11 protein-coding genes are annotated in these 14,857 nt (G+C 61.6%); 7 read left to right on the forward strand and 4 right to left on the reverse strand.

The window, feature by feature from the left end; all coding sequences use genetic code 11:
- Positions 1–350: 350 nt before the first annotated feature.
- The 7 genes from CWC48_RS09280 (at position 351) to tauD (ending at position 8,554) form a co-directional block, all read left to right on the forward strand.
- Positions 351–2,675: a Tex family protein gene (locus CWC48_RS09280; RefSeq protein WP_099491421.1), complete on the forward strand. Its 2,325-nt coding sequence runs from the start codon at positions 351–353 to the stop codon at positions 2,673–2,675.
- The gene (locus CWC48_RS09285; protein ID WP_078046380.1) at positions 2,675–3,058 is read left to right on the forward strand and encodes a PaaI family thioesterase; all 384 of its coding nucleotides are present in this window, start codon (positions 2,675–2,677) and stop codon (positions 3,056–3,058) included. The genes CWC48_RS09280 and CWC48_RS09285 overlap by 1 nt, the downstream gene beginning before the upstream one ends.
- Before the next feature lie 214 nt (positions 3,059–3,272).
- Entirely contained in the window at positions 3,273–4,856 is a 1,584-nt protein-coding gene (gshA, locus tag CWC48_RS09290; protein WP_100491744.1) for a glutamate--cysteine ligase, read from the forward strand.
- 243 nt (positions 4,857–5,099) lie between these two features.
- Positions 5,100–6,077: a taurine ABC transporter substrate-binding protein gene (tauA, locus tag CWC48_RS09295; protein WP_078046378.1), complete on the forward strand. Its 978-nt coding sequence runs from the start codon at positions 5,100–5,102 to the stop codon at positions 6,075–6,077.
- A 16-nt stretch (positions 6,078–6,093) separates the two neighbouring features.
- A complete protein-coding gene (tauB, locus tag CWC48_RS09300) occupies positions 6,094–6,873 on the forward strand; it encodes a taurine ABC transporter ATP-binding subunit (protein ID WP_100491745.1) in 780 nt (259 codons plus the stop codon).
- The gene (gene tauC, locus CWC48_RS09305) at positions 6,870–7,706 is read left to right on the forward strand and encodes a taurine ABC transporter permease TauC (protein WP_078046376.1); all 837 of its coding nucleotides are present in this window, start codon (positions 6,870–6,872) and stop codon (positions 7,704–7,706) included. The genes tauB and tauC overlap by 4 nt, the downstream gene beginning before the upstream one ends.
- Positions 7,707–7,717: 11 nt before the next feature.
- A complete protein-coding gene (tauD, locus tag CWC48_RS09310) occupies positions 7,718–8,554 on the forward strand; it encodes a taurine dioxygenase (protein WP_078046375.1) in 837 nt (278 codons plus the stop codon).
- Positions 8,555–8,686: 132 nt separating this feature from the next.
- On the opposite strand, the gene mgrA is transcribed toward tauD, so the two are convergent.
- From mgrA to epsC, 4 genes are all read right to left on the reverse strand, one after another.
- A complete protein-coding gene (gene mgrA, locus CWC48_RS09315; protein ID WP_100491746.1) occupies positions 8,687–9,724 on the reverse strand; it encodes an L-glyceraldehyde 3-phosphate reductase in 1,038 nt (345 codons plus the stop codon).
- Between the two features lie 108 nt (positions 9,725–9,832).
- The gene (locus CWC48_RS09320; RefSeq protein WP_099491428.1) at positions 9,833–11,161 is read right to left on the reverse strand and encodes an OprD family outer membrane porin; all 1,329 of its coding nucleotides are present in this window, start codon (positions 11,159–11,161) and stop codon (positions 9,833–9,835) included.
- 293 nt (positions 11,162–11,454) lie between these two features.
- Positions 11,455–13,416 (reverse strand): choline transporter BetT, encoded by a 1,962-nt coding sequence (gene betT / locus CWC48_RS09325; RefSeq protein WP_174555869.1) that lies wholly within the window; start codon positions 13,414–13,416, stop codon positions 11,455–11,457.
- A 415-nt stretch (positions 13,417–13,831) separates the two neighbouring features.
- Positions 13,832–14,758, reverse strand: coding sequence for a serine O-acetyltransferase EpsC (gene epsC, locus CWC48_RS09330; protein ID WP_078046371.1), 927 nt, complete (start codon positions 14,756–14,758; stop codon positions 13,832–13,834).
- Positions 14,759–14,857 lie beyond the last annotated feature (99 nt).

The raw sequence follows: 14,857 nt of genomic DNA on the forward strand, positions 1-14,857 counted from the left end.
TCCTCTTATCTCGGCGCGCATTATGGCCTAGCTGTCGTTATACGCACCGTGTGCATTGTTAGCAGATTTTTCCTCTACCGCCAGCGAACCCGCGCCCTACAACCGTTGGCGCAATCCCCCTCAAGGACAGAACGCTGGTTATAATGCGCCGCCGCCGTGCAGGGCAACGTCAGATCGTTACTGCTTGCTGCCGGGGCTTTTTTTACCCGCGTGTCGTGATTTTTTAGATTTCGAGGGTCAATAGGCTGCCTCTTGACCCAGGCAGCGGCGCCAGTCGGGCCGCTCAACTAGCCTCCCAAGGCCTTGTTTTCCGGGCCTGCGAGCTGCTTTTCAGAATTTCAGGTGGTTTTATGGACAGCATCAACAGCCGCATCGCCGAGGAACTCGGTGTACGCCCACAACAGGTCGAAGCGGCCGTCGCTCTACTGGATGAAGGCTCCACGGTGCCCTTCATCGCCCGTTACCGTAAAGAAGTGACCGGCAGCCTCGACGACACCCAACTGCGTCACCTGGAAGAGCGCCTGCGCTACCTGCGAGAACTCGACGAACGGCGCATCAGCATCCTCGCCAGCATCGAGGAACAAGGCAAGTTGACCCCGCAACTCGAGCGCGACATCAAGCTCGCCGACACCAAGACCCGCCTCGAAGACCTTTACCTGCCGTACAAACAGAAGCGCCGCACCAAGGGCCAGATCGCCCTGGAAGCCGGCCTGGGCGAGCTGGCGGACGGCCTGTTCAACGACCCTTCGCTGACCCCGGAAGCCGAAGCCGCACGCTTCATCGACGCCGAAAAAGGCGTCGCCGACGTCAAGGCGGCCCTCGAAGGCGCCAAGTACATCCTCATGGAGCGCTTCGCCGAAGACGCCAGCCTGTTGGAAAAACTGCGCAACTACTTGAAGCAGGAAGCCATTCTCAGTGCCCGCGTCATCGCCGGCAAAGAGGAAGAAGGCGCCAAGTTCCGCGATTACTTCGAACATGACGAGCCGCTCAAGAGCATGCCGTCCCACCGCGCGCTGGCCATTTTCCGTGGCCGCAACGAGGGCATTCTCAGCTCCGCACTGAAGGTCGGCGACGAATTGCCGGGCACCATGCACCCGTGCGAAGGCATGATCGGGCAACAATTCGGCATCCAGAACCAGAACCGTCCTGCAGACAAGTGGCTGGGTGAAGTGGTGCGCTGGACCTGGAAGGTCAAGCTCTACACCCACCTGGAAACCGACCTGCTGGGTGAGTTGCGCGACGGCGCCGAAACCGAGGCGATCAACGTGTTCGCCCACAACCTGCACGACCTGCTGCTGGCCGCCCCGGCCGGCCCGCGCGCGACCCTGGGCCTCGACCCCGGCCTGCGCACTGGCTGCAAGGTTGCCGTGGTCGACTCCACCGGCAAGCTGCTGGACCACGCCACTGTGTATCCGCATGTGCCGCACAACAAGTGGGACCAGACCCTGGCGATTCTCGCCGCCCTGTGCGCCAAGCACGCGGTGGACCTGATCGCCATCGGCAACGGCACCGCCAGCCGCGAGACCGACAAGCTGGCCGCCGAGCTGATCAAAAAGTACCCAGCCATGAAGATGACCAAGGTCATGGTCTCCGAGGCCGGTGCTTCGGTGTATTCGGCGTCGGAACTGGCGTCCAAGGAATTCCCGGACCTCGACGTGTCGATCCGCGGCGCGGTGTCCATCGCCCGCCGCCTGCAGGACCCGCTGGCCGAACTGGTGAAGATCGACCCTAAATCCATCGGCGTCGGCCAGTACCAGCACGACGTGTCGCAGCTGAAACTGGCGCGTGGCCTGGATGCGGTTGTGGAAGACTGCGTAAACGCTGTCGGCGTCGACGTGAACACCGCCTCCGTGGCGCTGCTGGCGCGTATTTCCGGCCTCAACGCCACCCTGGCGCAGAACATTGTCAGCCACCGCGACGAAAACGGCGCGTTCAAGACCCGTGCAGCGCTGAAAAAAGTCGCACGCCTGGGTGAAAAAACCTTCGAACAAGCCGCCGGCTTCCTACGCGTGATGAACGGCGATAACCCGCTGGACGCCTCGGCGGTTCACCCGGAAGCCTATCCGCTGGTGCAACGCATCGCCGCCGAGACTGACCGCGATATCCGCTCGCTGATCGGCGACGCCGCGTTCCTCAAGCGCCTGGACCCCAAGAAGTACACCGACGAAACGTTCGGTGTGCCGACCATCACCGACATCCTGCAAGAGCTGGAAAAACCTGGCCGCGACCCACGTCCCGAGTTCAAGACCGCCGAGTTCCAGGACGGTGTCGAAGACCTCAAGGACCTGCAACTGGGCATGATCCTGGAAGGTGTGGTCACCAACGTGACCAACTTCGGCGCGTTTGTGGACATCGGCGTGCATCAGGACGGTTTGGTGCATATCTCTGCGCTTTCGGAGAAATTCATCAAGGACCCACGGGAAGCGGTTAAAGCCGGTGACGTGGTCAAGGTCAAGGTCATGGAAGTCGACATCCCACGCAAACGCGTCGGCCTGTCGATGCGCATGAGCGACACCCCTGGCGAGAAAATCGACGGTGCCCGTGGCGCACGCCCAGGCTCGGCGCCGCGCCAGTCGCAAAACCATGCACCGCGCAAGGAAACCGCCACAGCAGCCCCAAGCAACAACGCCATGGCCTCGCTGTTCGCCAACGCCAAACAGTTGAAGAAACGTTGATGGAAATCCCGGCCGGCTTGACCCATAGCGCGTTCAGCGAACTGATCGGCTGCCGCCTGCAACGCCTTGAGGAAGGCGTCGCCGAGGTGGCCCTGACCCTGGAGCCGCAACTGCGCAACCGCGCGGGCAAGCTCCATGGTGGGGCGATTTTCAGCCTGGTGGACATTACGATGGGGCTGGCCTGTTCCAGCTCCCATGGTTTCGACCAGCAGAGCGCGACCATCGAGTGCAAGATCAACTACATCCGTGCCGTGTCTGACGGAGACGTGCTGTGCACCAGCCGGGTGATTCATGCGGGCCGCCGCACCCTGGTGGTCGAGGCAGACGTGTACCAGGAAGAAAGACTTGTCGCAAAAGCACAGGGCACCTTCGCTGTCCTATAGCTCCCCACCCTCGATTTGAGTTAATTTCGGCGCTGCGACAACAGCGTCGGAATTTTCTTGCCACGCTATAGCCCAATTCATGGAGTGAAGTAGGCTTTTTAAAGGCGGGTCAAATCGACTCAAAACCAGGCGATAACGCCAGTTTCAACTTCACCCTTGTAGACCGTCCTGCCCACCCCCATATTAGGGCGACTGACGCGTGAAGGAATCCAACTTGAGCGAACTTCTCAACCGCCGCCTGGCCCTGCTCGGCAAGCGCGAACACCTCTCCCTGCTAGAGCAGTGCTTGCACGGCATCGAGCGCGAATGCCTGCGTGTCACCAGTGAGGGTCGACTGGCGCAAACGCCGCACCCGGAAGCCATGGGCGCCGCGTTGACCCATGAACAGATCACCACCGACTACTCGGAATCGCTGCTGGAGTTCATCACTCCCGCCCTGCCCAACCCGGCCGATACCCTGAGCAGCCTGGACAAGATCCACCGCTTTGCCTACACCAAGCTCGGCAGCGAATACCTGTGGAGCCCCTCGATGCCGTGCCCGTTGCCGGCCGAGGAAGATATTCCGATTGCCTACTACGGCACCTCCAATATCGGCCAGCTCAAGTACGTGTACCGCAAGGGCCTGGCCCTGCGTTACGGCAAGACCATGCAATGCATTGCCGGCATCCACTACAACTTTTCCCTGCCGGAAGCGTTGTGGCCGTTGCTCAAGGAGACTGAAGGTTTCGTCGGCACCGACCGCGACTACCAGTCCACCGCGTATATCGCGTTGATCCGTAATTTCCGTCGCTACAGCTGGCTGTTGATGTACCTGTTCGGTGCCTCCCCAGCGCTGGACGCCGGCTTCCTGCGCGGTCGTTCGCACCAGTTGGAAGTCTTGGACGCCGACACCCTGTACCTGCCGTATGCCACCAGCCTGCGCATGAGCGACCTGGGTTACCAGAGCAACGCCCAGGCCGGCCTCACGCCGTGCTACAACGACTTGAGCAGCTACACCGACAGCCTGCGCGAAGCGGTGGCAACGCCCTACGCGCCGTACGTCGAAGTCGGCACCCACAAGGATGGTGAGTGGGTGCAGCTCAACACCAACATCCTGCAGATCGAAAACGAGTACTACTCCAACATCCGCCCCAAGCGTGTGACCTACACCGGCGAGCGGCCGATCCAGGCGCTGATGGCCCGTGGTATCCAGTACATCGAAGTGCGCTGCCTGGACATCAACCCGTTCCTGCCGATGGGCATCGACCTGCCGGAATCGCGTTTCCTCGACGCCTTCCTGCTGTACTGCGCGCTGAACGACAGTCCGCTGTTCGCCGACAATGAGTGCGGCAACGCCACGTCCAACTTCCTCAGCGTGGTCAAGGAAGGCCGCCGTCCAGGCCTGCAATTGCAGCGCCAAGGCCAGGCGGTGGACATGAAGGAATGGGCTGCCGAGCTGCTGGAACAGATTGCACCGCTGGCTGCCTTGCTGGATGAGAGCCAGGGCATTACCGAGCACAGCCAGGCGCTGGACGCTCAGATGGCCAAGGTCAAGGACCCGTCTCTGACACCCTCGGCACAAGTGCTGGCGGCGATGGCCGAGCGCAAAGAGAGTTTTGCGCAGTTCTCCCTGCACCAGAGCCAGTTGCACGCCGAGCATTTCCGTAAGGAGCCGTTGCCGGCTGAAGAGCAGGCGCGCTTTGAGGAGCTGGCACGGACCTCGCTGGCGCAGCAAGCTGAGTTGGAACAGAACGAAGTGGGCGATTTCGATGTGTTTGTTGGGTCGTACCAGGCCAGCATTCTCGCCATCAGCAACTAAAGCCTTACGCGGCCCCCTGTGGGAGCTGGCTTGCCCGCGATAGCATCAACTCGGTCTACCTGGAATACCGGGTTGTGTGCATCGCAGGCAAGCCAGCTCCCACAGTTGCTCCCCTCAGCCTGAGGACCGAATTCCACTTTTCTTCTCATAAGCTAATTCGAAAATGTTATTTATTTTCGGATTCTTAGATCATTTAGTCTCCTCACACGCCGACCCTCGGCCGCCTGATTGAGGAGCTTTCCCTTGAAACTGCTAACCCCTCTGCGCCTCTTGGCCGCATTGTCCCTGGCCGGTGCCAGCCTGTTTGCCCAGGCGGCGGATGTGACCATCGCTTACCAGACCACCGTGGACCCGGCCAAAGTCGCCCAGGCCGATGGCGCCTATGAAAAAGCCACCAACGCCAAGATTGACTGGCGCAAATTCGACAATGGCGCCGACATCATCGCCGCCATCGCTTCCGGCGACGTACAGATCGGCTACCTCGGTTCCAGCCCGCTGACCGCTGCCATCACCCGCAAAGTGCCGGTGGAAACCTTCCTCGTCGCCACCCAGATCGGCGGCGCCGAAGCCCTGGTGGCGCGCAACGGTTCGGGGATCAACAGCCCGCAGGACCTGATCGGCAAGAAAATCGCCGTGCCGTTCGTGTCTACCGGGCACTACAGCCTGCTGGCCGCGCTGAAGCACTGGAACATCGACCCGGCCAAAGTGACCATCCTCAACCTCGCGCCACCGGCCATCATCGCCGCCTGGAAGCGTGGCGATATCGACGCGACTTACGTGTGGGACCCCGCCCTGGGCGTCGCCAAGGAGAACGGCAAGGTGCTGATCACCTCCGGCGAACTGGCCAAGTTCGGCGCGCCGACCTTCGATGCCTGGATCGTGCGTAAGGACTTCGCCGAGAAGCACCCGGAAATCGTCACCGCGTTCGCCAAAGTCACCCTGGACGCCTACGCCGCTTACCGCAAAGACCCACAAGCCTGGCTCGCCGACAAAGGCAACGTCGACAAACTGGTCAAGCTCTCCGGCGCCAAGGCCAGTGACATCCCCTTGCTGCTGCAAGGCAACGTCTACCCGCTGGCCGCTGACCAGGTGACCCTGCTGGGCGCACCGACTACCAAGGCCGTGACCGATACCGCAGCGTTCCTGAAGGAACAAGGCAAGGTCGAAGCCGTGCTGCCGGACTACGCCCCTTACGTCAGCGCCAAGTTCATTACTAACTGATCAGGAGTTCATTGCGATGGCCTTGCTACAGCTGGAGCGCATCAGCGCACAGTACCCAGGCGCCAAAGAACCGGTACTGTCCGACATCTCACTCGACCTGGGGCCCCAGCAATTGCTGGTGGCCCTCGGTCCGTCCGGCAGTGGCAAGACTTCGCTGTTGAACCTGATTGCCGGCTTTGTCGAACCGTCTGCCGGGCGCATCACCCTCGATGGCGTGCCGGTCAAAGGCCCCAGCGCCGAGCGCGGCGTGGTGTTCCAGGACGACGCCCTGCTGCCCTGGCAGGACGTGCTGGCCAATGTCGGCTTCGGCCTGGAGCTGGCCGGCGTGCCCAAGGCACAACGCGAAGTGCGCGCCCGGGAAATGCTCGCGCTGGTCGACCTGGCCGGTTTCGACAGCCGCCGCATCTGGCAGCTTTCCGGCGGCCAGAAGCAGCGTGTCGGCCTGGCCCGCGCCCTGGCAGCCGACCCTCGTGTGTTGCTGATGGATGAACCCTTCGGCGCCCTCGATGCCTTCACCCGCGAACAGATGCAGGAGCTGCTGCTGCAAGTCTGGCGGCGCACGGCCAAGCCGGTGTTCCTGATTACCCACGACATCGAAGAGGCGGTATTTCTCGCCACCGACCTGATCCTGCTGGCGCCCAACCCCGGCCAGATCGTCGAACGCCTGAGCCTGGACTTCGGCCAACGCTACGCCGCCGGTGAGTCGGCGCGGGCGATCAAGTCCGATCCGCGTTTTATCGAAACCCGCGAACACGTGCTGGGCAAAGTGTTCTCCCAACGGCAGGTGTCCGCATGAGCAGTTACGAACTCCCCGCCACCGTCACTAAACCGGTGGCGCATACGGTCATCCCGGTACGTCGCAGCCTGAGCACGCGCTGGATCAGCCTGCTGACCCTGGTCGCCTTGCTGGTGATCTGGTGGGCCGTGACCGCCACCGGTTTGATCGAACCGCTGTTCCTGCCGCCGCCGTCCGCCGTGCTGCAAAAAGGCTGGCTGCTGGCGACCACGGGCTACATGGATTCCACCCTCTGGCAGCACCTGGGCGCGAGCCTCAGCCGTATCGGCCTGGGCCTGGGCTTTGCGGTGCTGACCGCCGTGCCGGTGGGGATTGCCATCGGTTCCAATCGTATTGCCCGGGGTGTACTCGACCCGCTGATCGAGTTCTACCGGCCGATCCCGCCGCTCGCCTACCTGCCGCTGATCGTGATCTGGTGCGGCATTGGCGAGCTGTCCAAGGTGCTGCTGATTTACCTGGCGATCTTTGCGCCGATAGCCATCGCTACCGCCACGGGCGTGCGCACGGTCGACCCGGCCAAGCTGCGCGCCGCGCAGTCACTGGGCGCCACCCGCGCGCAGCTGATTCGCCATGTGATCCTGCCGAGCGCCCTGCCCGACATCCTCACCGGCGTGCGCATCGGGCTGGGTGTGGGCTGGTCGACGTTGGTCGCCGCCGAGCTGATCGCCGCCACCAGCGGCTTGGGCTTCATGGTGCAATCGGCGGCGCAGTTTCTGGTCACCGACGTGGTAGTGCTGGGGATCCTGGTCATCGCCCTGATCGCCTTCGCCATGGAAATGGGCTTGCGGGCCCTGCAGCGTAAATGGGTGCCGTGGCATGGCCAGGCACATTGAGTGAGAACAGCATGAGCAGCCTGACCGTAACCCCATTAAGCACCGCCCTGGGCGCCCAGATCAGTGGCGTCGATATCACCCAGCCGCTGAACCTCGAACAACGCGACGCCATCGAACAGGCGTTGCTCACCCATTCGGTGCTGTTCTTCCGCGACCAAGACATCAACCCGCAACAACAGGCGCGGTTCGCGGCGAATTTCGGTGACCTGCACATTCACCCGATCTACCCCAACGTGCCGGAACAGCCTGAAGTGTTGATCCTCGACACCGCCGTCACCGACGTGCGTGACAACGCCGTGTGGCACACCGACGTGACCTTCTTGCCCACCCCGGCACTCGGCGCGGTGCTCAGCGCCAAGCTGCTGCCGGCGTTTGGCGGCGATACGCTGTGGGCCAGTGGTATTGCGGCGTATGAGGCGTTGTCCGAGCCGTTAAAACGCTTGCTCGATGGGCTTACCGCCACCCACGACTTCACCAAATCCTTCCCGCTGGAGCGTTTTGGCAACACCGCCGAAGACCTGGCGCGATGGGAAGAAACCCGCAAGAAGAACCCACCGCTGTCGCACCCGGTGGTGCGTACGCATCCGGTGAGTGGGCGCAAGTCGCTGTTTGTGAGTGATGGGTTTACCACCAAGATCAATGAGCTCGAGCCGGCGGAGAGTGAAGCGATCCTGAAGCTCTTGTTCGCCCACGCGACACGTCCGGAGTTCACCATCCGCTGGCGCTGGCAGGAAAACGATGTGGCGTTCTGGGATAACCGCGTGACGCAGCATTACGCCGTGGACGACTACCGGCCGCAGCGGCGGGTGATGCATCGCGCGACGATTCTGGGGGATGTGCCGTTCTAGCGCTCAAACACACTGAAAATCACTGTGGGAGCTGGCTTGCCTGCGATAGCGGTGAGTCAGCAACAGATTCATTAGCTGACACACCGCTATCGCGGGCAAGCCCGGCTCCCACATTGACCGGGCTACGCCAGGTTACTCAGCAGTAGACGGCTTTTCCCACAGGTTGATCCCGCCTTCCTGGGCAAACCGATCGATCTCCGCCAGTTCTTCCACGCTAAAGCTCAAGTTCTTCAACGCACCGACGTTTTCGATGATCTGCTCCGGCCGGCTCGCACCGATCAGTGCACTGGTCACTCGTGGGTCACGCAGGGTCCAGGCCAATGCCAGCTGCGCCAGGCTCTGGCCCCGGCGCTGGGCGATTTCATTCAGTGCACGCACGTGGGCGATGTTGGCTTCGGACAGGTGCTTGGCGTGCAACGAACCACCCCCCGGACGATTCACCCGCGCATCCGCCGGCACGCCGTTGAGGTACTTGTCGGTCAGCAGCCCTTGAGCCAGCGGTGTGAACGCAATCACCCCGGCACCGAGTTCTTCGGTGGTGTCCAGCAGGTCTTTTTCCACCCAGCGGTTGAGCAGGTTGTAGGCCGGCTGGTGAATCAGCAGCGGCACTTTCCACTCTTTGAGCAGGGCGGCGATTTCGCGGGTTTTTACCCCTGAGTAGGACGAGATACCGATGTACAACGCCTTGCCTTGTTGTACGGCAGTGGCGAGGGCGCTGGCGGTTTCTTCCAGGGGGGTGTCGGCGTCAAAACGGTGGGAATAGAAGATATCCACATAGTCGACACCCAGGCGTTGCAGGCTCTGGTCGAGGCTGGCCAGCACGTATTTGCGCGAGCCACCGCCCTGGCCGTAAGGACCAGGCCACATGTCCCAGCCCGCCTTGCTGGAGATGATCAGTTCATCGCGGTAGTGCTTGAAGTCTTCACGTAGCAAACGGCCAAAGTTGATCTCGGCGCTGCCGTACGGTGGGCCGTAGTTGTTGGCCAGGTCGAAGTGGTTGATGCCCAGGTCGAACGCGGTGCGCAGCAAGGCGCGCTGGGTGTCGATCGGGGTGCTGTCGCCAAAGTTGTGCCACAGGCCCAGGGACAGTGCAGGCAGCACCAACCCACTGCGGCCTACGCGGCGATACGGGATAGATTCATAGCGGTTTTCGGCAGCAATGTAAGTCATCGAATCCTCTCTTGGACGTAGGCAAATAAGGCCTGGGAATAACGATATTCCCAGGCCTTTTAACCAGCTGAATCGCTTAAGTCTGCCTTTCCGTTTTACAGCAATTGCCTACCAGAGTGGAACGACATAGCTGACATAAAAGCGGTTTTCATCTTGCACGGTGGCGCCGGTGATGTCCGGGCTGGCGTGGGCATTTTTCCAGGTAACGCCCAGGCCTTTGAGGGTGCCGGTGGGCACTTGATAGGCTACGGCGACATTACGCTCCCATTCGCTGGTGGTGCCCTGCGCCGTGCGGATGTCATCGCCATGGGCGTAGGCAGCGGAGAACGTCAGGCCGGTGAGGCCGAGTTTGCCGAAGTCATATTTGTATTGCGCCAGCCAGGTGCGCTCACCGGCGTGCTGGAATTTGTTCAACTGCATGTTGGTCAGCGCCGGGGTGTCGGCGCCTGAACCGGGGCCCTGGCGGTTGTCGCCGCTGTTCAGGCCGGAATCCAGGTACGGGAAGTCGCTGTCGCCACTGTTCTTCTGGATCCCCAGGCCGACGGTATGACCGTCGAGGCTATAGCTCTCAAGCAAGCTCGCGGTGGTCTGGTTGATGCGACCCTTGCCCGTGCCGTCACCGTAGAGGCCAGCCGCTGCGAAGTCTTTGTCACCGTCGGCGTTGCCGCCCACCCCGAGGCTGCGGAACACGCGCACGTCGGTGTCGATGGCGCCGACGGACAAGGCGTCATGGCGCTTGGCGCCAAGGAAGAACTGCTGGTAGTAATCCTCGAGGTTGGAATACCACAGGCTGACCGTGGTGTTCTGGATGCCGGTGTAGTCCGCACCGCCGAACAGGAAGCGATCGCTCTCTTTGGTGCCGCCGGCGGTGATCATGCCCTGGTCGCCGGTTTCGTTGCGGATCTTGGTCTTGAAGATATCGCCACCGGTGAAGGTGAAATCACTGAGGTCCTTGGACACCAGTTGCACACCGGTATTGGTCTGCTGGTACAGGCGCCCGTCGGTGTTGGCGAGTATCGGGTTGTTGCCGTAGAGCGTGCCGACACGCAGCTCATCCTTGGCAAAACGCATCTTGAACGTCGGGCTCAACACGCCGAACTGGTCGGCGGATTTGCCGTTGTCCAGAGGGAACATGCTGCCGGGGTAGCGGCCCTGGTGATCCTTGTCGTTGAGGTCGCCGCCGGAGTCCAGTTTCAACCCGTAGAACGCCTGCAGGTCCAGGCCAAAACCCACTGGGCCTTCGGTGTAGCCGGACTTGAAGTTGAACTCGAACCCCTGGCCCCAATCACGAATGCTGTGGGCCTTGGCGTTGCTGTTCACCACGTCACGCCCCTGCTGGTTGAGATAGCGATTGAGCAGGGTCACATCGGCGTGGCTGTCATCGATAAAATCGGCATGGGCGGACAGCATAAAGCTCGCCATGGCGGCACCCACCATGGGGCTTAATAACGTCTTCATTGGTACCGGTCTCCGTCACTGTTCTGAAATGAAAGCGTCAAACGCTTCACACAATTACGCAGTGGCCAGATGACAGTTCCGCGTCAAACAGCGGCGTGGACGGATGAAATTAAATTTAAGAAACCCTTCTACTACGCGGCTTAGCGGGCATTTTCTAAGATTTCGGCGAGCCCGTCGACGAACACTCACACCCTCGGCGACAGGCGCCGGTTGTGCGGGTAAAGCACCCGCACCAGCCCCTGATGTCGGAGCTGGTGATCAGGGCCTGAACCTCAGCGCACCAGGTGCAGGAACTGCAGGTGCCGCTCGTACTGGTCGAGGATGTCGTTGATGATCTGTTCCTTGGTGTAGCCGACCAGATCGTAGTCCTGGCTGCCCTCGCTCAAATGCACTTCCGCCCGGTAGTAGCGACGGTTGTTGAGCTGCTTGGAACCCATGCCACCGCGTGCAAATGACGGCGTGAAATAGCCGCGCATCTGCACTTGGTAAACGAATGGATGCTCTTCGCCGTGGCCGATTTCCAGGCTGACGCTGTCGTTGGACGGGTCGGGCTGGGTGACGACGCTAAGGCCTTTTTCGACAAACACCGCCGTCACTTCTTCGATCGCCGGGCGCACCGTGGTCTCAAGGAAACGGTACACCTCGTCGCGTGACGGGAAATGCACCGCCTGGCTCAAGCGCTGACGCCAACCGCCAGTGCCCTTGCGGGAGCCCGACACCGGCGCCAGCGAGTGCAGCTGGGCGATCTGCTTCTGCGATTCGAGGTAGAAAGCCTTGTGCAGCCCCCACATCATCAGCAGCAAGATCATCGAAAACGGCAACGAGGTCAGCACCACCGCTGACTTGAGCGAGTCGATACTGCCGGCAAACAACAAGGCACTGGTGACCAGCGCGGTCATCGCGCCCCAGAACACCCGCAGCCATTTCGGCCCGTCTTCGTCGGCGTTGCCGCCCTTGGACGACAGCGTCGACAGCACCACGGTGCCGGAGTCGGCGGAGGTGACGAAGAACACAAAGCTGATAAACACCGTGACCGCGATGACGGTCTTGCTCCACGGGTAGGTTTCCAGCAGCAGGTAGAGGCTCATCGACGGGTCATCGATGGCCGACTGACCGAGCGCGGTCAGCCCGTGGTTGAGCACCTGGTCGATGGCGCTGTTGCCGAAGATCGACATCCACGCCAGGGTGAAGCCCAACGGGATCAGCAGCACGCCGAACACGAACTCACGGATGGTGCGGCCACGGGAAATCCGTGCGATGAACAGGCCCACGAACGGCGACCATGCGATCCACCAGGCCCAGTAGAACACCGTCCAACCACCCAACCAGTCGCTCGGTTTGTCGTAGGCGTACACATCGAAACTCTTGGTCGGCAAGGCGCCCAGGTAGTCACCGATGTTCTGGATCAAGGTGTTGAGCAAATGCTGGGTGGGACCTGCGAACAGCACGAACAGCAACAGCGCACAGGCCAGCAGCATGTTGATGTCGGACATCACCCGCACGCCCTTGTCGACGCCGGAGACGGCGACCAGGATCGCGGCGCCCATCATCAGGGTAATCAGGCCGACCTGGATCCACTGGGTGTGGGCGATGCCAAACAGGTAATCGAGCCCGGAGTTGAGGTGCAAAACGCCAAAGCCCATGTCCGCGCCGAGGCCGAACACCGTAGCGATGATGCCGAAGCCATCCACCGCATAACCGATGGGACCGTTGATGCGCTTGCCGATCAGCGGGTACAGCGCCGAACGCAGCGCCAGCGGCAGGTTATGCCGATAGGCGAAGTACGCCAGGGCCATGCCCACAAAAGCGAACACGCCCCAGCCGTGCAGGCCCCAGTGCAGAAACAGGATCTGCATGGCCTGGCGCGCGGCGTCGGCGTTCATTGGCGCGCCCTGGGGCGGTTGCACCAGGTGTGTCAGCGGCTCGGACACACAGAAGAAGAACAGCGTGATGCTGATCCCAGCGGCGAACAGCATGCCGGCCCAGGACAGGTAACTGAATTCGGGCTCGTCGTGGTCGGCACCGAGTTTTATCTTGCCGTAGCCCGATAGCGCGGTGACCACCACGAAGACCAGATACAGGGTCATCGCCAGCATGTAGTACCAGCCGACCGTATTGGCCGCCCAGTTTTGCGCCGCCAGCAGCCAGGCGCCAGCCTGTTGCGGAATAGCGATGACAGTGATGCCGAACAGCAGGATGAAGCTCGCGGCAAAGTAGAAGACGGGCGCATTCATGCGCACCAGGCTGCTGGATGGGGTGGACGATGCACTCATGAACGATGCACCCCGAGGGAAGGGAATGTGGCTGTCAATAACGGACTCAGCAAAGGTAAGCCTCCTGTTGTGAGCGGGCAGCGGACCACCGGGTTTAACTTGAACGAACATTCAAGTTAAACATAGGAAGGCGGTCTGGGACTAATCGCATGGCTGAGTGGTAGATAATTCCTACACTAGCTCAAGGATTGGTATGACGGGCGCGAGAGGCAAATCGTTCAGCGATTACTGGCACAAATCCGCGTGAAATCTGGAATGCATTCCAAATGTGGGAGCGGGCTTGCTCGCGAATACGGTGTGTCAGCCGATAAATCCATTGACTGATACTCCGCATTCGCGAGCAAGCCCGCTCCCACAGGGGATTCGCGAGGGTTCGTTACTTCTGCGTCCCATCATCATGCTGCAAATTCGCCTGGGTGATGTTCGCCCCCGCCGGCACGCTGCGCGTCAGCCACACGTTGCCGCCGATGGTCGAGCCCTTGCCGATGGTGATGCGCCCCAGGATGGTCGCGCCGGCGTAGATCACCACATCGTCCTCGACAATCGGGTGACGCGGGTGGCCCTTCTGCAACTGCCCGTCCTCATCCGCCGGGAAGCGTTTGGCACCCAGGGTCACGGCCTGGTAGATGCGCACCCGCTCGCCGATGATCGCGGTTTCACCGATCACCACCCCAGTCCCGTGGTCGATAAAGAAGCTCGGGCCGATTTGCGCACCAGGGTGGATATCGATCCCCGTGGCCGAGTGGGCGATCTCGGCACTGATGCGCGCCAACAACGGCAAACCGGCGCGGTACAGGTGGTGCGCCAGGCGGTGGTGAATCACCGCCAGGATCCCGGGGTAGCACAGCAGTACTTCATCCACGCTGCGAGCGGCGGGGTCGCCGTGGTAGGCGGCCAGCACGTCGGTGTCCAACAGACTGCGTAGGGACGGCAGGGCCAGGGCAAAATCCTGGATCAGGCGGATAGCGTGGGCGTCGACAGCACTGTCATCCTGGCCGCCTTGGCGCGCGGCATAACGCAACTCCAGGCGGGCCTGGGCGAGCAACGCATTGAGCGCCACATCCAGGGTGTGGCCGACGTAGAAATCTTCGCTTTCCTCTCGCAGGTCCACCGGCCCCAGGCGCATGGGGAACAAGGCGCCGCACAGCGACTCCAGGATCTGCGCCACGGCTTCGCGCGAGGGTAACTCGCGGCCGCCATGCTCGCCACTTAAGCGACCATTGCGCGTCCGCCACTGGTCCCGGGCGCCGCGCAACTGGCTGACGATGGTCTGTAATTGCCAATGACTGGAACGCTCACTCACGGTATTCACTCCTGACGTAATGGCGCTCACTTTACGGTATGCACCCTGGCCGCCCTTAAGAACCAATGGTGTGATACCAAGAACCATCCGGAATAAGCG

The organism is Pseudomonas sp. S10E 269 (genome assembly GCF_002798465.1).
In the GTDB taxonomy this organism is placed as follows: Bacteria; Pseudomonadota; Gammaproteobacteria; order Pseudomonadales; family Pseudomonadaceae; genus Aquipseudomonas; species Aquipseudomonas pergaminensis.